The 19,369-nt window shown below is 51.8% G+C and carries 17 protein-coding genes; 7 read left to right on the plus strand and 10 right to left on the minus strand.

Going from position 1 to position 19,369, the window contains the following annotated elements:
* The first annotated feature begins 126 nt into the window (after positions 1-126).
* Positions 127-2,388, plus strand: a complete 2,262-nt coding sequence (locus tag HY774_16380) for an NADP-dependent malic enzyme (protein MBI4750063.1) — start codon at positions 127-129, stop codon at positions 2,386-2,388.
* Positions 2,389-2,558: 170 nt separating this feature from the next.
* Positions 2,559-3,146 carry a hypothetical protein gene (locus HY774_16385; protein ID MBI4750064.1) on the plus strand — a complete coding sequence of 196 codons (588 nt, stop codon included), beginning with the start codon at positions 2,559-2,561 and terminating at the stop codon, positions 3,144-3,146.
* Positions 3,147-3,490: 344 nt separating this feature from the next.
* Here the strand turns inward: HY774_16385 and HY774_16390 are convergent, their stop codons facing one another.
* A complete protein-coding gene (locus tag HY774_16390) occupies positions 3,491-5,938 on the minus strand; it encodes an ABC transporter permease (GenBank protein MBI4750065.1) in 2,448 nt (815 codons plus the stop codon).
* A 370-nt stretch (positions 5,939-6,308) separates the two neighbouring features.
* On the opposite strand from HY774_16390, the gene HY774_16395 reads away from it, so the two are divergent.
* The 4 genes from HY774_16395 to HY774_16410 all read left to right on the plus strand — a co-directional run bounded on the left by HY774_16395 (position 6,309) and on the right by HY774_16410 (position 9,498).
* Positions 6,309-6,974 carry a nicotinamide mononucleotide transporter gene (locus tag HY774_16395; GenBank protein MBI4750066.1) on the plus strand — a complete coding sequence of 222 codons (666 nt, stop codon included), beginning with the start codon at positions 6,309-6,311 and terminating at the stop codon, positions 6,972-6,974.
* Positions 6,956-7,942, plus strand: coding sequence for an AAA family ATPase (locus HY774_16400; protein MBI4750067.1), 987 nt, complete (start codon positions 6,956-6,958; stop codon positions 7,940-7,942). The genes HY774_16395 and HY774_16400 overlap by 19 nt, the downstream gene beginning before the upstream one ends.
* Positions 7,935-8,663 (plus strand): class I SAM-dependent methyltransferase, encoded by a 729-nt coding sequence (locus HY774_16405; protein MBI4750068.1) that lies wholly within the window; start codon positions 7,935-7,937, stop codon positions 8,661-8,663. The genes HY774_16400 and HY774_16405 overlap by 8 nt, the downstream gene beginning before the upstream one ends.
* Positions 8,664-9,120: 457 nt before the next feature.
* Positions 9,121-9,498: a hypothetical protein gene (locus tag HY774_16410; protein ID MBI4750069.1), complete on the plus strand. Its 378-nt coding sequence runs from the start codon at positions 9,121-9,123 to the stop codon at positions 9,496-9,498.
* A 61-nt stretch (positions 9,499-9,559) separates the two neighbouring features.
* Here the strand turns inward: HY774_16410 and HY774_16415 are convergent, their stop codons facing one another.
* From HY774_16415 to HY774_16445, 7 genes are all read right to left on the minus strand, one after another.
* Entirely contained in the window at positions 9,560-10,666 is a 1,107-nt protein-coding gene (locus tag HY774_16415) for a response regulator (protein MBI4750070.1), read from the minus strand.
* A 49-nt stretch (positions 10,667-10,715) separates the two neighbouring features.
* The gene (locus HY774_16420) at positions 10,716-13,349 is read right to left on the minus strand and encodes a PAS domain S-box protein (GenBank protein MBI4750071.1); all 2,634 of its coding nucleotides are present in this window, start codon (positions 13,347-13,349) and stop codon (positions 10,716-10,718) included.
* A gap of 389 nt (positions 13,350-13,738) precedes the next feature.
* Positions 13,739-14,605, minus strand: coding sequence for a patatin-like phospholipase family protein (locus HY774_16425; GenBank protein ID MBI4750072.1), 867 nt, complete (start codon positions 14,603-14,605; stop codon positions 13,739-13,741).
* Between the two features lie 218 nt (positions 14,606-14,823).
* Complete coding sequence (locus HY774_16430; protein MBI4750073.1) at positions 14,824-15,291, minus strand: hypothetical protein; 468 nt, start codon at positions 15,289-15,291, stop codon at positions 14,824-14,826.
* A 62-nt stretch (positions 15,292-15,353) separates the two neighbouring features.
* Positions 15,354-16,214 (minus strand): tyrosine-type recombinase/integrase, encoded by an 861-nt coding sequence (locus HY774_16435; protein ID MBI4750074.1) that lies wholly within the window; start codon positions 16,212-16,214, stop codon positions 15,354-15,356.
* A 297-nt stretch (positions 16,215-16,511) separates the two neighbouring features.
* The gene (locus HY774_16440) at positions 16,512-16,898 is read right to left on the minus strand and encodes a nuclear transport factor 2 family protein (protein MBI4750075.1); all 387 of its coding nucleotides are present in this window, start codon (positions 16,896-16,898) and stop codon (positions 16,512-16,514) included.
* A gap of 30 nt (positions 16,899-16,928) precedes the next feature.
* Positions 16,929-17,186, minus strand: coding sequence for a hypothetical protein (locus tag HY774_16445; GenBank protein ID MBI4750076.1), 258 nt, complete (start codon positions 17,184-17,186; stop codon positions 16,929-16,931).
* A gap of 28 nt (positions 17,187-17,214) precedes the next feature.
* On the opposite strand from HY774_16445, the gene HY774_16450 reads away from it, so the two are divergent.
* Positions 17,215-18,246: a VWA domain-containing protein gene (locus HY774_16450; GenBank protein MBI4750077.1), complete on the plus strand. Its 1,032-nt coding sequence runs from the start codon at positions 17,215-17,217 to the stop codon at positions 18,244-18,246.
* Positions 18,247-18,371: 125 nt separating this feature from the next.
* Here HY774_16450 and HY774_16455 read toward each other — a convergent pair whose 3' ends face one another.
* Complete coding sequence (locus tag HY774_16455) at positions 18,372-18,698, minus strand: hypothetical protein (protein ID MBI4750078.1); 327 nt, start codon at positions 18,696-18,698, stop codon at positions 18,372-18,374.
* 15 nt (positions 18,699-18,713) lie between these two features.
* Positions 18,714-18,947, minus strand: coding sequence for a hypothetical protein (locus tag HY774_16460; protein ID MBI4750079.1), 234 nt, complete (start codon positions 18,945-18,947; stop codon positions 18,714-18,716).
* Positions 18,948-19,369: the final 422 nt, after the last annotated feature.

Consider the following 19,369-nt stretch of genomic DNA (forward strand, 5'->3'; position numbering starts at 1 on the left):
AGCCCGTCGCCAGTTCAACTACTTTTCTCTCGCCTGATTCCCCTGATTTTGTCCCAACTCACCTCCCAAGAAAGGATCCCTGGTCAAACGGCGTTTCCTCTGGCCGAGCCCGACCAGCCAGCATCTATGAACCGACGACAAGCTGCCCTCGATTACCACAGTGAAGGTCGGAAAGGGAAAATCGAAGTTGTTCCGACCAAACCCTGCCTGACCCAGCGTGATTTATCACTGGCCTACACACCGGGCGTGGCCGAACCCTGCCTGGAAATTGCCCGTGACCCGGATACTGCCTACAGCTATACCGCCAAGGGTAATCTGGTCGCGGTGATTACCAATGGAACGGCGGTGCTTGGGCTTGGAAACATCGGTCCGCTGGCCGGAAAACCGGTCATGGAAGGAAAAGCCGTTTTGTTTAAGCGCTTTGCCGACATTGATGTGTTTGATCTCGAACTGGCCGCCGATGACCCGGAAGACATTATCCGAACGGTGAAAATCCTTGAGCCAACCTTTGGCGGCATCAATCTCGAAGACATCAAGGCGCCAGAGTGTTTTTACATCGAGAAACGGCTTCGGGAAGAACTTCAAATCCCGGTTTTTCACGACGATCAACACGGCACGGCCATTATTTCAGCCGCCGCTTTGATCAATGCCCTCGAACTGGTTGGAAAAAATATTCAAGACATCAAAATGGTGTTTTCAGGTGCGGGGGCGGCAGCAATGGGCTGCGCCCGGCTCTACATTCGCCTTGGAGTCAATCCAAACCACATTTTAATGTGTGACAGCCACGGAGTGATTTACAAAGGCCGCGAACAGGGGATGAATGAGCACAAACTTGAATTTGCCGTCGAAACCGGGGCGCGAACCCTCTCGGATGCAATGCGGGACGCGGATGTCTTCATTGGGCTTTCGGTCAAGGGCATGGTCACGGGCGACATGTTGAAGTTGATGGGCCCCAAACCAATTATTTTCGCGATGGCAAACCCTGACCCCGAAATCGGCTATGACGAAGCCAAAGAAGCCCGTCCCGATTGCATTATGTGTACCGGGCGATCTGATTACCCAAATCAAGTCAACAATGTCCTGGGCTTTCCCTTCATTTTCCGTGGTGCGCTCGATGTGCGTGCCCGATGCATGAACGAGGAAATGATGCTGGGTGCCGTCAATGCCCTGGCTGCGCTGGCCAAGGAAGACGTTCCCGATTCGGTGGCCAAGGCTTATGGTTTATCGCACCTGTCATTTGGACCGGAATACATCATTCCCAAACCGTTTGACTATCGGGTGCTCATTTGGGCCTGCTCAGCAGTGGCGGAAGCCGCCATGAAGAGCGGCGTGGCCCGCATTTCAATTGACCTGGATGAATACCGCGAACAACTCATCAGTCGGCTTGGGAAATCGCACGAAGTCATGCGCATGATGATTGCCAAAGCCCGGCGCGATCCAAAGCGGATCGTTTTCCCAGAAAGTTCACACGAACGCATTTTGCGAGCCGCCCAGGCCCTGGTTGATGACCGAATTGCCAAACCGATTTTGATCGGCAAGGAATCGCGGATTCGCCCACTCGCCGAAAAATTCCACCTGGATTTAAAAGGAATTGAGTTTGTTGACCCCGAAGCATTTCCAAAATTTGAAGCCTACACCGACGAACTGTTTCGGCTCCGTCAACGCAAAGGCTTGAACCGCCAGGAAACGTCAGAATGGTTGAAACACCCGAATGTGTTTGGACCGATGATGGTTCGCATGGGTGATGCGGATGCGTTGCTGTCTGGCGTGACCCAAAACTACCCGGAAACAGTTCGCCCGGCGCTTCAAATTATCCAGACGGCCCCCGGCGTTTCGCGGGTGATGGGCATGTACATGCTGATCATCAAAAACCGGGTATACTTTTTTGCTGACACGACGGTCAACATCGAACCCAATGCCGAAGACCTCGCGCATATTGCGATGCTCGCCGCTGAAGGCGTCCGCCGGTTCGGGATTGAGCCTCGGATTGCCATGCTTTCATTCTCAAATTTTGGAAGCACCCAGCATCCGTTCGTGACCAGGGTTCAGCAGGCCACGGAACTGGTCAAACAGAAATATCCAGATCTCCAAATTGAAGGCGAAATGATGGCCGATACCGCCTTGACGCCTGAAATTCTGGAGGATTACCCGTTCTCTAATCTAAAATCCCCAGCGAACGTATTGATTTTCCCTGATTTACAGTCAGCCAACATTGCCTATAAGCTCATTTACCGGCTGGGTCGGGCTGAGGCAATTGGACCGTTGTTGATGGGGTTCAGCAAGCCGGTTCACGTCCTGCAGCGCGGTGCCGAAGTCAAAGACATTGTCAACGTCGCCGCTATTGCCGTGGTTGACGCTCAGGAAGTGACGTCGTTTTTTGAAGGATGAGATCGGGGTTCAGGGCTCAGGGCTCAGGGCTCAGGGCTCAGGGCTCAGGGCTTTCGAATTTATGTCCTTTATGTCCTTTATGTCCTTTTCGTCCTTTTTGTCTTTATAAACCCTGAGCCCCAGCCTTGCCCCTCTATCTTCCCACCTTTCCGCAGGAGGTCATTTCAGTAGTGGCAAAACCTTTTGGCGCCGGCTGGTCAGCAATACCGAATGAGGCATTTACTGCCTTGCTGGACCAGTTCCATCCTGACCGCGACCGGGCCTGGGAGGTCTATGCCACCTATCGAACCCAACTCCTGAACTACTTTGCCCGCCTCGGATGTTCCAATGCCGAAGATCTGGCGGATGAATCCATTTTGCGAGCCGCCCGAGCGATTGTTGAAGGGTCGGAAGTGTATTCGAGAGTGCCGTACAGTTTCTTAAAAGGCATTGCGGGGAACGTGTATAAAGAAAATCAGCGCAGCGGGGTTACCGATCAAATGGATGACAATCTTGATCATCCGCAACTTCAATCCCGCAATGCCACCCGCGACCAGTACCTTGATTGCCTCGACACGTGCCTGGAAGAGTTACCCGATGATTCCAAAACCCTGATTTTGGAATATTACGGGGTTCAAAGCGGTCGTTTGGGAAACCAGGATCGTGAAAAAATTGCCCAGACGGTTGGTCTCACCTTAAACCACCTCCGGGTCAAGGTTCACCGCCTCCAAAACCGACTCGAAGCCTGCATTGAAAACTGCCTCAAGAATGAAGAATGAAGAGCAAGTGGTGAGTGGTGAGTGGTTAGGGACTGTAAAAAATCAACTTCCCGTTTTCGCTTGGAAATCAGGCATTTGGATTGAGCATCCTGAAAGGCTGCCGTTCGGATAGCCGGTCGGTTGCGAGGTTTTGGGAGCTACCACCGGTAGAGAGGCACGTTCCCGAATGCTCCTTCCGCTGCTGCCCGCACCCCGCATGGGGAACTGCAACGCTTCGCGGTGCAAAACCGAAAACCAACACGTGACAGGGTACCCGTGATTCAAGAACTTATTTTTTAACGATTCCTTAGTGAATGGTTCTACTTCGAAAGTATTGATTTCTAACCACTAACCACTAGCCACTATTAGCCTTCCCGAAGCGCCTCAATCGGGTTGATTCTCAGGGCTCTCAGGGAGGGCACCACACAGGCCATCACGGCAACCAGCGCCAGAACCAGCGTGACACCGATCAGAACGGCTGGATCACTCGGGTTGACCCCAAAGATGACCGATTCCAGCAGGCGGGTCGCAAAATACGCCAGCGTCAGACCGATGACCACTCCGAGGGCAATCAATTTGATCCCTTGACCCAACACCAGGTGGAAGACATCGGCTGGTTTGGCTCCCAGCGCCATCCGGATTCCAAACTCCTGAAAGCGCTGCACCACCGAAATTGAAAGCACCCCGTAAATCCCAATCGAACTCAGCAGCAGGGCCACCGCCGCAAAGGCACCGAGCACCCAGGTTGAAAGGCGCTGATTGATCAATGACTTGGCGACAACTGAATCCATGGTTCTGATTTTGTAGATTGGCAACTGTGGATCAACCCTGTGAATGGCGCTTTTGATGGCTTCGATTTGTGACAGTGGGTCACTGGCGGTTCGAACCATAAAATTCGCTCGACCCACCGGGACCTGGGCCACGGGCATATAATATTGGCCGCGTTCGATGTCATTGAGGCTGCGGTTTTTGATCTGCCCGACCACACCCACGATTTCCCGCCAGATGGGATTGTCATCGTTTTCCTGGCGATGGAAACGTTTCCCGATTGGGTTTTCGTTTGGCCAGTACCGGCGCGCCAGGACTTCATCAATTACCACAACCAGCTTTGAATCTGCCCTGTCTTGTTCGGTAAATCCCCGGCCTTGTTTGATGGGAATGCCCATCGTTTGAAAATAATTGGGCGTGACCGAGAAATATTCGCCGGTTGGACCGGCGTCACCTGGGTCAACCTGATAATTTTCAATCGTGATGGTATTGGTTGACGACGATCCGCTGAGCGGCATGTCGGTCACCACGTCCACGTTTTGAATTCCGGGAAGCTGCCGAATGGCGTGAGTTGAGTTTTGGAAAAAGGCCGCCTTTTTGGCTTTGGAGTCATACAGCTTATCCGGCAACGACACCTCCAGGGTCAACAAATTGCCGGTTTGAAATCCCGGATTCACCGACAGCAAATGATACAAACTGACCAGCAGCAGCCCGGACCCAGCCATCAATGTCACCGCCAGGGCAATCTGAGTGACAGCCAGGCCATTGCGGAACACATTCCACACCCGATCATGGGTGATGGTTCGTCCCTGTGAGCGGAGGTATTCGGTGAGAGGTTTAGATCCCGCCCGAATGGCCGGGGCAATGCCGCACAAACAGCCAGTGAGAATCGTGATGCTGATTCCAAAGAAAGCCACCACCCAGTTGAATGAAATGTCGTGGATACGTGGCACATTGGGTAAATCCGCCGATTGAATGGTTTCCGTCAAAACCCAGGCGAACCCCAATCCCGCCAATCCGCTGATGATCGAAAGCATCAACGCCTCGGTCAGCAACTGCTGAATAATCCGCCATTTACCGGCACCAAGCGCCATCCGGACGGCAATTTCCGACTGCCGCTGGCCGATTTTCACCAAAATCAAATTGGCAATGTTGGCACAGGCAATCAAGAGCACCAGTCCGACAGCCGAAAATAAAATGGTCAGCAAAGGGCGGACCTCGCTGGTGATTTCTTCCTGGATTTGGCGAACTTTGATTTCAAGCCCGGTTTCGGTGCCGTGGGTCCAATCGAGCCGCTGATGAATACCGCGAATGAGCCCATCCACTTCCGCATGAGCCTGAGCCAGCGTCACTCCGGGTTTGAGCCGGGCATACATGTCCAGGTATTCGCTTCCACGATTGGTATCACCTAATCGCTCGGGCAGGAGTTGAAATGGCACCCACATTTCGGCGGTTTCTTCATTTCCATAATACCGTCCCCAGCTAAATCCCGGCGGCATGACACCAACCACGGTGTAGGGCTGGGCGTTGCAGTTGATTGTTTTTCCAAGCAGTGTCGGATCACCTGCAAACTGCCGTTTCCAGAAAGAATGGCTCAGAATAACCACCAGCGGGGCGCCAGCCTGTTCTTCTTCCGGCACAAAGGCCCGCCCGAGCACTGGTTGGGCCCCAATAGTTTGAAAGAAATTGGACGAGACCTGCAGACCAAACACCCTGGAGGGCTCGCCGTCACCGACGAGATTGGCATTCCAGGGAACCGTGCCAGCAACTGAGTCAAACGACTGGCACTGGTTCCGGATGTCCACAAAATTCGGCGGCGAATTGGCCCCGCGCATGTGCATACGGTGATAATACTGATAGATCGTGACCACCCGGGCCGGTTCGTTGACGGCCAGCGGTTTAAACACAATGCCATACAAGACACTGAACAAAGCAGTATTGGCCCCAATACCAAGTGCCAGCGTCAGAATAATCAAAATTGAAAACGCGGGTTTCTTGATCAGCAGTCGAAAGCTGTACTTAACATCTTGGACAATAGTACGCATAGGATTTTGGTGGATTCAGACATGAGATTACCCACACATGTGGAAGAGCGGACCGGAATACATCTTGAGGAGTTGCACAAAAACCAGCGCAAAGGCCGTGCCATAGCCAGAATTTGCCTCAACCACTGATTTTGCTTTTATTTGTAAGGTTTTGTCTGACAGGCTAAACTATGTTTTCTGCTCCAGTTCTCATCTCTTTACTCTCTTTGCCTGTCTGATATCCCTGGTGATTCAAAATCGGTTTGACTCATCACTGACACCTTGAGCCCGGCAACCTTGTTCGGTAATGAACACTGACTTTTTCAAAAATGAACAATCCGGAAGGGCGAGTGGGCTGTCAATTCGGCCCTTCTGGAACGAGTGAGTCATCATGAAGCACGTTGATTACTGGATAGTTTTTGGCCTTGGAGTCGCCATGACGCTCGGATCTGCGTTTCACTGGCTGGCCTATAGCCTGACTGAAACCCTGGGGTTTGTGACTGGGGCCGCCTGTGTTTATCTGGTCGTCAAAGAACACATCTGGAATTTTCCAATCGGTATCGCCAATAACCTTTTCTTTCTGGTGCTCTTTGGGCAGGCACGGCTCTATGGAGATGCCGGGCTTCAGGTTGTATTTATGCTCTTGGGGATCCAAGGATGGTATGTGTGGCTCTATGGCGGGAAAAATCGCACCCACCGTCAGATTGCCCACGCCACGCCGCAAATGCTGGGGCTGGTGACCGGGTTTGTCCTGTTTGGCACCTATGGATTAACCCAAATCTTGCACCGGGTGAGTGGGGCGGCGCCGCTTCTGGATGCCTTTACCACGGTGCTGAGCCTGGCCGCCCAGTATTTGCTCAACTGTAAATTGATTGAAAACTGGTATGTCTGGATCCTGGCAAATATCATTTATATCTACCTGTACCTCCATCGTGGGTTGCAATTAACCGCCATTTTGTACTTTGTTTTCCTGTGTCTGTGTATTGCCGGTCTGATGAACTGGACACAAACCTTTAAAAAACAATCCGGAACACTCACATGCCAGTCCGTGGATTAGTCATCGGGAAATTTTACCCGCCGCATCGTGGGCACAAATTTTTGATTGACACTGCCTGTGCCCAATCCGACCAGGTGACGGTTCTCATTTGCCGTCGCCCTGACGAAATACCGCCCACCGAGCAACGGGCAGCGTGGCTACGGGAAATCCACCCTACGGTCCAGGTTTTGATGATTGAAGACACGGTTGATTCAGATGATTCCGAAGGCTGGGCCAGATACACCATCGAGTTTCTTGGCTGGTCGCCCGATGTGGTATTTACGTCTGAAAATTACGGCGAACGGTATGCCCATTTTCTCAAGTGTCGGCACATGCTGGTGGATCAAGCCCGGATTCGGGTGCCGATTTCGGGAACCAAAGTGAGATCCAATCCACTCAAGTACTGGGATTTTCTGGAACCACCGGTTCGAGCCTTCTACGCCCGGCGGGTGTGCCTCGTCGGTGCCGAATCAACCGGAAAAACAACCCTGGCCGCACAACTGGCCGAACAGTTTCAAACCGTCTGGGTGCCGGAATATGGCCGTGAATATTCAGAATGGAAGCTTGACCAGGAAGGCGGTTATCACTGGCAATCAGACGAATTTTCCCACATCGCCCGAAAACAGTGCGACCGTGAAACTGCTGCCGCCCGTCAGGCCAATCGGGTCCTGATGTGCGACACCGATGCCTTTGCCACCAGCATCTGGCATCGGCGCTATCTGGGGGTTCCTTCATCCGAGGTGGAAGCAATTGCCGCCGCCCACCGCCGCCCTGATTTGTACCTGGTGCCGGACGTCAACACGCCGTTTGTGCAGGACGGAACCCGTGACGGAGAGGGCATCCGGCACTGGATGCACACTGAATTTCTCTCTGAATTAACCCGCCAGGCACGTCCGTTTCAGGTGCTTACCGGATCATTTCATGAGCGGTTTGACCAGGCTAAATCCTTGATTGATGGTCTTTTGGGAAACGGAGGATGCAATGATTGAACCAGTTGATATTCCCACCCGAGAAACAACCAGTTTTCTGGCCGCACACCTGCCGCGCGAAGCCACCGTGCTTGAAGTTGGGTGTGGGAAAGGGCACGTCGCCAGAGCGTTGCATCAACTCGGCTATCACGTTACGGCTCTGGATTCAGACGTGGTCTCGCTCGATGAGGTCCGCCGCTGGGGAATCAAAACCCAGCTTGCCGTCTGGCCGGCATATCAAGGGGAAAAAGTTGATGCAATTGCCTTTACCCGATCTCTGCACCACATTCACCCACTTGACGACGCACTGCGCCGGGTGCAGGAAGTCCTCAAACCAAAAGGACGGCTTTTGATTGAAGACTTCGCCTTTGGTGAGGCCGATGTGGATACGATCCACTGGTTCGTCAAGAAATTGCGGTGTGAAACCATTCACCGATGGATCAATTTGAATTCCGGAGAATTTGTCACGACGTTGCTTGAAGCCAGCGACCCGATTGCCGCCTGGCACCACGACCACAGCCACCACATTCATCCCATCCAGACCATGACGAAGGCTGTTGCCGACCGTTTTCATCTCAAGTCAACTCTGGCCGTGCCTTATCTGTACCGGTATCTGATACCGGTCCTGCCACCGACTCAGATAGCGGCGGCTCTGGTTGAGGAACTTTTTCACGCCGAAGCCAGGGCGGCGGAGATGGGGAAAATTTCCTTGATTGGCCGCCGAATCGTGGCCCATTTTTGACCAGGGTGAACGATAGAAGTGAAGGGTTAAGCACGAGAGTAAGGAAAATTTCCTTGATTGACCAAGGGGTAGTTGCCTTGCATCGGTAATTCCTTTTAATATGCAGCCTCAATTCGTTTTGGCTCTAGTCCCTGTTTGCTCCCTTCTCACGCTTTTATCTGGTCTCGATGAAATCTCCATTGAAAAGGAGTTCCCCTTTGGTATCCAAACCGGCAACTGGTTTGGTTGTCCTGGACACTACTCTGACCGAAATCAGGTCAAGATTATTCGGTAAGGGACTGGCCTTCCAGTTTGCCCCAGGGCAATGCCCTGACTTCGAATGCTGGCGAATTAAGGCAGACTTCCAGGGAAGAACACTGCCATCATCCTGGGAACTGAACTCTGGGTCCCAGTTTTTTCAATAGTTTGCTCCAACTCTCAACCTCTTATATTTCTACTGACTAAGGAGAATTCTTCTATGGCAAATGTAAACGAATGTTTAAATGAAGCCTTACAAATTGATGGTTCGCTCGCCGTTGCGTTAGGCGATTGGAAAAGCGGCATGTGCTTAGGCGCCAATGGTGCCAATACGGCAGCCTACCCGGCTTCAAAACTTGAATTAGCAATTGCGGGGAATACCGAAGTGATTCGGGCAAAGAAAACAGCCGCCCAATCGCTTGGTCTTAATGACCATATTGAGGACATTTTGATTACCCTCAAGACTCAATATCATTTGATTCGAATGGTCGAAGCTCATCCATCGCTGTTCTTTTACCTGGTTTTAGACCGCAACAAATCAAATCTGGCCATGGCCCGGCTGAAGCTGGCACAAATCGAGCAGAAAATTTCCATCTAAAGCTGAAAAAACCAGGGCTGAGAAAACCAGCTCTCAGCCCTGGTTTTTCAGCCCCAAATCCTCACACCCCAAACTTGTGCAACAAGCCTGAGATTTCATACCGGGCCATAGCGAGGTTGCCGCGCTGTTTATCAATGATGACCAGAATGAATACCTCTGGATGGGTTGGTAAGATCCGAATAAGTTGAAAATCGTCTCCTGAAGTAAACAACATATCCTCAACAATGCCATCGGTTTCCAGTATTCTGATTGACTGCACCCCAACCTTCACAATTTTGCTATATTCCCCACACATTTCCTCCTGATCGAACAATTGGCTAATAGTGCGAATCCCCAGAGTGGTTCCCTTTTTCCAGTTTGCCAGTCCCAGTCCCCTTAGACCGTCAATCCTTCTGAGTCCATCGAGCAGATCATTGATCCAGGGATAGGATTGTGCGTCAGTGTTCTGATTGCCCTCCATTGCTGGCTGAGGGGGTGTTTCCGGTGCGGGTGGCTCGTCATTTGAAAGATCCCGCAATAATTGGGTGAGCGTGCGGGTAATGACCCGGTCTTTTTTCTTACACACATTTTCTAAGGTGATTTCTTCCGGGTGCCAGTTCAAAATCTCAAACAGGGCCTGCTCGCCCCGGCGGAGTTCATGTTCGGCATTGACCAGTTCACCGGCTTTGAAATAAATCGTCCCAACTCGTTGTTCTGAAATCACCCGCAGGGTGCAGGTTTTGCTCTCAGTTTCAAGAATTTTCAGAAACGTCGCCAGGGTAATTCCTTTGAGATTGCCTCGCACTCGCCGGTTGAGTCCTTCCTGCCTGAGAAAACATTCTTTAATCGTATCGGCCAGCACCTGAGTATCAATTGGTTTTTCAATCCACCCGACCGCCCCAAACGCCGATACCTGTTGTTCAATATCCGGAGTCCCAAACGCGGTCATCACCACGACCGGGATATTGATTTGTTTGTTCAGCATATAAACCAGGAGCTGAAACCCGTCCATGAGCGGCATTTTGAGGTCGGTCACGACCAGATCAACGTCTTCCGTATGCAGGGTGATAATTGCCTCTGAGCCATCTTCGGCGGTGAGGACTTTCAGATCTTCAAAGTAAGAGGGCAGGACGTCGGCCAGACTGCTTAAAAACAATCGTTCATCATCAACGATTAGAACTGTTTTCATAGTGTTTTCCATTGGTTAAGTGAGTAGTGGGTGCAGGATGGACCAGTTTTCATGATGCAGGTGAAAAACTCAAGCCAACTGTGGTGCCAACACTTGGCCGGCTGGTGACGCTGATGGTGCCGTTCATGCGCGTCACCATCCGTTTGGTAATCACCAGCCCCAGCCCGGTGCCGTGCGGTTTGGATGTGTGAAACGGCTTAAAGAGATTGAGCACCTGCTCTTCGATCATGCCCACCCCATTATCCTCGATTTCAATCCAAACCCGTTTGTCTTTGACGAATGCGGAAATTTTGATTTTTGGGTCTTCCGAACCATCCAGGGCATCGGCTGAATTTGAAAACAGATTCATCAGAATCTGATGCAGGGCACGTTGATCAATTTTGACAAATGGCAGGTTCGGTGCAAAGTATCGCTCAAGCAAAATACCCCGCCGGCCAAAATCATCAGTTACCAGGGCAAAGAATTTTTGAATAAACTGAGTCAGATCAACCCGCTCCAGTTGTGGATTTTCATGCATGCTAAAGGTTCGCAAGGTACGCAGCAGGTACTCGACCCGCGAGACCTCTGACAGTGCCCGGTCAACATATTTACTCACGGTTTCCGGCTGACATTGACCATTATTGATTTTGAGAAACGTCAGAGCGGTTTTGACCGAATTAATCGGATTTCCCATCTCGTGGCGGATTCCCGAAAAGATATATCCCACGTTGTCCATCATATTGACCGCTTCGGCAATTGACTCCAGGCGGCGTTTTTCGGTCACGTCACGGCCAACGGCCACATAATTGATGACTTCGCCCTGGCCAGAGCGAATCGGTGAAATCGTGGCCTCGACGACGCACAACTGGCCGCCTTTGGTCACGGCCTGATAATCACCCTGCCACCACCGACCTTTCATCACCGAGCGGATAATTTTCAACAGGATTTTGTCATCAGTCGGTTTAAAGAACTGGGTGTGAAATTGCTGATTGATGATTTCGGACTCGGTAAACCCGGTGATGGCCTCAAAGGCCGGGTTGACGTATTCGACAATGCCTTGAGCATTAAAGATCATGATCGCTTCGGCGGCCTGCTCAATTGCCGTCAAGAGCAGTCGCATCTCCATTTCAGCTCGTTTGCGGGCCGTAATGTCTTCGATAATATGTACCCAGCCAGCCCCGATTTCACGTTCGGGCGAAATCCAGTAGCTGCGAACTTCAAACCATTGGCCGGCAAACCCGGTTAACTGGACTTCGCGGACCACCTGGGTTAATTCCGATGGCGGCCAGGCACCACAAAAATCCAAATCACCAATGGTCTGGTAGAAAAAGATTTCATCAATCAAGCGACCAATCAGGCGCGAGTAGGGAAGATCAAGGAGCCTGACCACGGCATTATTGCACCGCCGGATGCGCCCGCTCTGATCAACCAGCAAAATCATGTCGGAAATCGCATCCACGGTGGCAACCCATTCAATTTCAGCCTGCCGGATGCGTTCTTGAGATTGCCGATAGGTTTGGCGGAGGGCGTCTTCGGTCAGTCGTCGGAGGGTTATATCCTGGTGCATAACCACCAGCCGCGTCCCTATGGCAGGTGAGACCTCTGCGACCCTGGTCACCAGCAGACTATACCATCGTTGTCGGGTTGGGCTATGACAGGGGTATTCCAGGACAAATTCACGTTGTTTGCCAGTCAAGACATTCCGGATCCCGGTCACAACTAACGAGGCTTCCTCCGCATTTTGCCCACAGGCGGAATCACACACCGCAAGGTAATTGACCCCGATCCCATAGTTTCCCACCATCTGATTGGCATCAGCAAAGTCCCGCCAGGCCGCATTAACTGATAAAATCGTGCCCTTTTCATCCAAAATGGCAATATGGGCTTTGAGGGCATCGAGGGTCTGCTGCAGGATTTGATGTGAGGTCCGGAGTGCCGCCTCAGCCTGTTTGCGTTCAGTAATGTCGCGAACAATAACCGTAAATTTGTCATAGTTGTCGGTTTGAAACCGGCTCATTGAAATTTCAGCCGGAAACGTCGAGCCATCTTGTCGAATCCCCTGGGATTCGAGCGGAATTCCAAAGTGAATCAACAATTTCGGGTCTTCGATTTCCAGCAGTTTCTGGATGGCAACTCCTCTGGGTTCTGATCCGGATAAGCCAAACATCCGTTCGGCAGCCGGGTTCAAAAATTCAACGGTGCCCTCCCAGGTAAAATTGATAATCGCATCAAGCGCGTGAAAGACAATCGAATGCATCCGCGCTTCGATATTATGCAACTGGACCTCAGCCTGACGGGCTTTGACCAGCCGCCGAACCCGATGCCGAAGCACAGTAAAGTGAATCGGTTTGATCAAAAAATCAGTGACTTCAGCCGCAAAGGCATTTTCCACGGCTGCTTCGTCAGCTAAAGCCGTCAGCATCAAAATTGGAATTTTTTCCGACCCTGGAAACTGTCTCAATCGCCGACAGGTCTCGATGCCATCGAGCCCAGGCATCATAATATCCAGCAAAACCAGGTCAGGTCGCATTTGCTGAAACAACATCAGGGCTTCTTCGCCGCTCCCAGCCAGAATGACCTTATAGCCTTCTCGTTCAAGCGTAATTTGGAGGAGCCGCTGAATTTGAAGGTCATCGTCCACGACCAGCACTAGCGGTTGTTGGGGCAAAGGTTGGGATATCGAAGATGGGGCGAACTCAGGCATAAAGGGTCGGATCCTTAGCCTTGGAAGACGGCAATGCTGGTTGATGATTCCTTCAGATATCAACCGTTTGGTTTGCGGTAAGAGTCTTAGAGACTGTTTGGAAATTCAGGGTTTGAACCTGCGAAGCGGGTGGAAGGCTCGTAGCCCAGGGTGAGTCTTCGAACCCTGGGACCACGTGCCGTTCCGAATTGAGCCTCCGAAGGAGGCGCCGGGAGTCTTCGATCACAGTTACCGACACCCGCTGCGCGGGTTAGAACCAGGGAGGGCTTGTTTCCCCGGACTCCGCTGCGCTCCATCCGGGGCTACGAGCCAGCCACCCGCTTCGCGGGCTCAAGAACGATTTTCTTTCAAATCAATATCTTACGGAAATTCCAGGAATTTCCAACGCACTATACCAAATGCTTGAGAAACTGACGCAGGGAAGGTTCGTGGAGCTTCGCTTCGGACTCACCCATGGCAATCGTGGCTTCGATCAGTTCGGGGCGAGTGTAATCCCACCGGTCAACCGGAGTGTCAGTGGTTGGCGCGATATATAACCGGGGTCCCTGAATTCCAAGGACGTTAACCGGATAGGGACGTGTCAAGAAAACGACAGTTTGTTGAATGGCAGTTTCTTGATCCAGTAAAAACGCGGGGGCGTTGTCAATAATGCCTCCATCCAGCAGCCGGTGACCACTAAATTTTCCGAGAGGTGTAAACGGGGGAGTGGCCGAAGATGCCAGAATCAAGTCGGCCAGTTCCGCAGGTGTCTGGCATTGCCGGGCATCATAGGCAAAGGGAGTAAACCCCAGATACCGGCCAAACGATGGATGGATCATTTCCTTGCGCATGGCTTTTTCGAGCGAATAGGCCGAAAGACCCAACATCACTGTTGCCAGGGCCGGGAGCCAGGGCAAAATTTTGGTGGTCAAAACCCAAATCGGAAAAGGTTGGTTCTGAACTCGATCTAATCCACCTTCAGCAAAGGCATGCAGCAGAGTATCGCGGTAAATTGGAGCATGGGGGGTTGGTCGTTCACCTTTGAGCAGATTTGACCAGACAAAATTTTTGACCACACCTTGGCGACGCTGCTTCCAGAATTCGCCGGCTTCGTGCTGGCGGCCACTTAAAATGAAAGTCACGACGCAGGCACCGGCGCTGCAGGCAGCCACGGCACCCACGTGTGGCCAGATGTGTGATCCCCACTGATTCATCAAGCCCAGTTGATAAAAGGCGCGGTTTCCACCGCCGGCAAAGGTCAGTCCGAGAGTTTTCATGGTGTGAAGAAATAGGAGTTGATTCAGGGGTCAGGGGTTCTTTCAAGGGATGAGGGATGAAGGATGAGGGATGAAAAATCCTCGGGCTTGGGGCTTGGGGCTTGGGGCTGAAGACTCGCAAGCTCGGGGCAACGGAAGGGATGAGGGATGAAAAAATCATCCTGTCACCCTGTCACCTTGTCACCCTGTCACCTTGTCATCCTGTCACCCTGTCATTCCTATCTGGCGGCGGAGACTTCTCGAATCCATCCGTCCCGGCGTGTTTTCCAACCTGAAGTGACCGAAGCCCACTTCATATTTGATTCAAGTTCAAGCAATAGCGAGGCGACCTGGCCCGATGTGGTGGCACGTTGACAATCAGCCACCCACGAATCACGACGTTTTCGCCAGCCGGCTTCCACCATTTCCCAGGTGACGTTTGATTCAAATTCAGCCAGCAAGGCACCTAACTTTTGCGCCGAGTTTGCCCGCTGGCATTCAACCAGCCACGAATCACGACGTTTTTTCCAACTCCCATAGACAGCGCCCCATTTGACATTCGTTTCAAGTTCGGTCATCAAGGATCCCAAACTGGCCTTGACCATTGGAGTCGAGGAAGTTGCTTCCGCAGCCGAAGTCTGGGAAAGCTGGGGCATTAGACCGGTTATCGAAATCGCTAAAACCAGAAGTACAATCAGTTTTTTCATTGAATTCTCCTCAATAGATACAGGTGAAATGACTTGAGACAAACTGGTGAAAATCAGTTGAACTAAACCGGCAGGAACCGGGCTGACGAATCTGTTGGCCGGGCGTGCAGATACCGGCCAGTTGTGGCAATACTTTCGTGGCCGAGCGTGGCTTGCACCAGATGGATTGGTGCGCCGCGATCTAATGCGTGTGACGCGTGGGCGTGCCGGAGCCAGTGTGGAGAGACGTTTCCTTCGATTCCCGCCCGTTTGGCCGCTGCCCGGACGATTAAGTAGACCATTGAGGTATCAAACTGGCGTTTAAAGCGCGACAGGAACACCGGCTGGTCCGGGGTTGCCTCGCCTTTCAAGCCAATCAATTCACGCCACGTGGTTGAGGAAAGCAAAATCGTCCGGGTTTTGCTCCCTTTGCCATACACGGTGATTTGACCGGCATCAGCCCGAGGCTGAACATCACGCCATTTGAGCCCGCAGACTTCACTCACTCTGAGCCCAGCCGCATACAGCAGGCGAATCAACCCCCGGTTGCGCTTATTTGGCTCAAGCGCAATCATTTGCAGGACATCGGCTTCGGGTAAAATTCGTTCGGTCAGGGTATCTTTCGCCGTTGGGACGCGCAACACCCGCCCCACGTCATATTGCAAATATCCGATTTTGTGCCCAAACGCGAGCAGCGATTTGACGCTTGACAGGACTCGGGCCAGCGACCTTGGAGATAGCGTGGTAAACGAATCGGAAAACTGTTGTAAATCCTGAAGTGAAGCCAGCGCCAGCGGCTTCTGGGTGAAGGCTCGAAACCGGTTGACATCCAATCGGTAGCAGCGCTGGGTGTGTGGGCTACGCCCATGCAACCACAATTCAACCAGTCGGTCGTCATCAAGCTGCTGGTCCGCCAGATGAGCCAGTTCTCCACCTCGAACCATTTTGGCCGCCACATTGATCAACGTGTCTTTATCCACAATACACACCTTTCTATTTTAAGGCTGGGAAAACCAGGGCTGAAGACCACGGGCTGAAGACCACGGGCTGAAGAAAGTGGGTTGAAGAATTGGCTTTGTTTCATCCCTCATCCTTCATCCCTCATCCCTTCAGTTGCCCTCAACTCTCAACCCCCAGCCCGATGTCTTCAGCCTAAAGTTTGCAATCACCAGGTAATGAAGTGGCGACCATTGTGCGCTACGTGAGCTTTGGAATTCAAGATAAATTTTTGGGGAAGAAAACTACTCGGACTTCTTTTTTGGTGGGAGTTTGGTGCTGACCGCCGCCAACAAGGCATCCATGCCAGATTTTGGACGGATCATCACGGTAAAATCTTGAATCAGGCCAGCGTCATTAAACCGAAGGATGTCAATGCCTTCAACCTCACGGTCACCGATGCGGGCGCGGAAAATCAAGCCAGTGGTACCATCCGGCGACTGGAGCTGGTCAGTGTAGCGGAAATCTTCAAAGACCTGGAGCAAGACCGTAAACAGACCGGCAATCGCCCGTTTGCCTTCAAAGGGTTGAAATGAAATTGGGCTATTCAAGACTGCGTCATCGGCCAGGGCGGCCAGCATCTGTTCCAGGCTATGTTGTTCAACGGCTTCACGAAAACGAACGGTTGTCATGTAAAATCCTCGATGTGTGTGGAGTGCGGCTCACTTGACGCCGCTTTCGGGTGTGCCCTGGTGCGGTCCAATATGAAACCGCATCCCGGTCAGTGGGCCATCAATATAAGTCAGAGGCCGATAGAAATAAAACCAGACCAGATTGTCCTTTGGAAAAATCACATAGGCGTGCTGGTTGCGTTCCCAAACCTCAGTATGACGGGCACGAAAAATCAGGTAGCTCCCAACATAGACCGTCAGGACCAGAATAAATAATGATAAACTGGTCATCAATGTTGGCTTTTTCATATTTCTCACCTTGCTTCCCAGAATCAGTATGACAAATTTCTCATCCGTGCGGCGGTTGCCGATTTATCTGGTGCTCGATTGTTCCGAATCAATGGCCGGCCCAGCTATTGAAGCAGTGGAAACCGGCATTTCAACCCTGGTTTCAGAACTGGCTTCAAATCCGATGGCGGTTGAAACGGCCCATTTAAGCCTGATTACCTTTTCACGGAAAGCCCGGCAGGTGCTGCCATTGACTGAAATTCTCGCGTTCCAGGCGCCACATTTCATAGTTCGGCCTGGAACAGCACTGGGTGAAGCTTTACATCTGCTGCTGGTCTGTGTCCAGCGCGAAGTTCGGCTTCCGACACCGACACAGAAAGGTGATTATCGCCCGCTGGTCTTTCTGCTGACCGATGGCCAGCCGACCGATGCCTGGGAGTCAGCCGCTGATGCGATCCGACACGCCAGCCACCCGGCCTTTTCCACCGTTTGCGCCATCGGCTGTGGCGATGATGTTGATATCGAGGTCCTCTTTCGCCTCACGGATACGGTTTTGCTGATGCAAGATTTTTCACCAGTGAACATCCGCAAACTGTTTTCCTGGATGACGGCTTCGGTGACCACGATGAGCCGAACGATTGGTCTTGGGCATACCGGGACTGGGCTTTCCTTGGCTCCCTTTTCCTGGGGGCAGCTTGAAATGCCGCCCCGAGCTTATTCAAGTCGGCCTGAGCATCCGCGTCAGGTCTTTTTACACGCCCGGTGCAGTCAAACCGGCCAGCCGTATCTGCTTCGATTTGGGCGAGATGAGCAGGATGAAGTCTATAATGCGCTGGCGGCGCATCGTCTCGAAGTGTTTGAGGAGGATGACGAAATCCTGTTGCCACCCATCAATTCCGCATTGTTGCGCGGATGCCCCGCCTGCCCCTATTGTTCAAACCCAATTGCCGCCCAATGTGCCTGTGGAGCGCTGTTTTGCGACCATCCGGACAATGAAATCAGTACTTGCCCAACCTGCCATCTCCAGCTCAGGTTTGCGGACGAGCCCGTGAATTTCAATATTCGACAAACACAAGGGTAATACCAGTTAGGGTTCGGGGTTCAGGGTTCAGGGTTCAGGAAAACACAATCATTTCAGTGATTTAGCCTTTTGATAAATCAAGAATATGATTGCAGGATGGTGTCATCGTCCACTCTTGAGGGTGGCTAATCGAGCAGTTCCAGATCGGCGTTTTCGATGCCTTCGCGCAGAAAATCTTCATCTTCGAGCGCCTGTTCAAGCAGGCTGCCGAGTTGCTCCAATGCTTTCTGGCTTCGGCTCACGGCGGCCACCATTGAGCTTTCCGGATCAAACTCAATGGTGTCAACCAGTTCAGGGGCATGAAGCCGGATCAAGGCATCCAGCACGGCATGCCAGGCATATCCGCCGCCCTCCATGTCATATTCGTTAAAAACAGCTTCACTCTGGTCAAACTCGGAGAAGATCAGACTGAATTTGTCTGCATCGTGTTCAATGATTTGGTAAATGGCCATGGTATCAGGTGTTCCTCAGTCGCTATTGCACCACGTCAGAATTCCACTGCCTTCGCCAAACCCAAAAATCGGAAAGTGTTCGGGTGGGATTGGCAAATGCTGAAAATCTGTGACTCGCCACGTGGCACCGCTGGCTGTCGTTGCGATTGTTCCATCAAAAGTCGCAGGTTGCTCAGGGGGTTGATTTGACACCTTGACATATACCCAAGCTTCGACCGATTCATCAAGCTGAGTTCGGTCAACTTTCATTTTTTTAGGGTTCAGGGTTCGGGGTTCAGGGTTCAGCATCTGGTCAAGGGTTAACAAACTTACCAAATGATGCCGCCACAGGTTGATAACAAGAACAACCAGAGTCCCAGGTTGACCAGAACCGTCAAAAAGATGATTGATCGAATTATATTTTCCTGAGTGAGTTTTTCATTGTTTGCCTTGGCGCGAGTTTGGGCTCTTACGATTCCTCGTTCGCTGATAAAAAGTGCCACAATGAATGAAACAGGAACGACAGCTACCGATAACCCAAGAATGATAGTGCAGCAATTCCCGGTGAGTCTGTAAATGAAGAAAAGAAAGGAAAAAGGAAAAAGAGTTTCCGCGCTGAGAAGAGAAAAGAGAAAAGAGGGAGGAAGGGGAAAAAAGAGCAAGCGGGAAAGTAGGGGTGAGGAGGGCCGAAA

It is taken from the genome of Acidobacteriota bacterium (assembly GCA_016208495.1).
In the GTDB taxonomy this organism is placed as follows: domain Bacteria; phylum Acidobacteriota; class Blastocatellia; order Chloracidobacteriales; family Chloracidobacteriaceae; genus JACQXX01.

Bases quoted from the DNA above. Each gene is read 5' to 3' on its own strand.
- HY774_16430 (MBI4750073.1), bottom strand. From the start codon at position 15,291: ATGAAAAAACTGATTGTACTTCTGGTTTTAGCGATTTCGATAACCGGT.
- HY774_16410 (MBI4750069.1), top strand. From the start codon at position 9,121: ATGGCAAATGTAAACGAATGTTTAAATGAAGCCTTACAAATTGATGGT.
- HY774_16400 (MBI4750067.1), top strand. From the start codon at position 6,956: ATGCCAGTCCGTGGATTAGTCATCGGGAAATTTTACCCGCCGCATCGT.
- HY774_16425 (MBI4750072.1), bottom strand. From the start codon at position 14,605: ATGAAAACTCTCGGACTGACCTTTGCCGGCGGTGGAAACCGCGCCTTT.
- HY774_16440 (MBI4750075.1), bottom strand. From the start codon at position 16,898: ATGACAACCGTTCGTTTTCGTGAAGCCGTTGAACAACATAGCCTGGAA.
- HY774_16460 (MBI4750079.1), bottom strand. From the start codon at position 18,947: ATGAAAGTTGACCGAACTCAGCTTGATGAATCGGTCGAAGCTTGGGTA.
- HY774_16380 (MBI4750063.1), top strand. From the start codon at position 127: ATGAACCGACGACAAGCTGCCCTCGATTACCACAGTGAAGGTCGGAAA.
- HY774_16420 (MBI4750071.1), bottom strand. From the start codon at position 13,349: ATGCCTGAGTTCGCCCCATCTTCGATATCCCAACCTTTGCCCCAACAA.
- HY774_16415 (MBI4750070.1), bottom strand. From the start codon at position 10,666: ATGAAAACAGTTCTAATCGTTGATGATGAACGATTGTTTTTAAGCAGT.
- HY774_16450 (MBI4750077.1), top strand. From the start codon at position 17,215: ATGACAAATTTCTCATCCGTGCGGCGGTTGCCGATTTATCTGGTGCTC.
- HY774_16395 (MBI4750066.1), top strand. From the start codon at position 6,309: ATGAAGCACGTTGATTACTGGATAGTTTTTGGCCTTGGAGTCGCCATG.
- HY774_16405 (MBI4750068.1), top strand. From the start codon at position 7,935: ATGATTGAACCAGTTGATATTCCCACCCGAGAAACAACCAGTTTTCTG.
- HY774_16455 (MBI4750078.1), bottom strand. From the start codon at position 18,698: ATGGCCATTTACCAAATCATTGAACACGATGCAGACAAATTCAGTCTG.
- HY774_16435 (MBI4750074.1), bottom strand. From the start codon at position 16,214: ATGGTTCGAGGTGGAGAACTGGCTCATCTGGCGGACCAGCAGCTTGAT.
- HY774_16390 (MBI4750065.1), bottom strand. From the start codon at position 5,938: ATGCGTACTATTGTCCAAGATGTTAAGTACAGCTTTCGACTGCTGATC.
- HY774_16445 (MBI4750076.1), bottom strand. From the start codon at position 17,186: ATGAAAAAGCCAACATTGATGACCAGTTTATCATTATTTATTCTGGTC.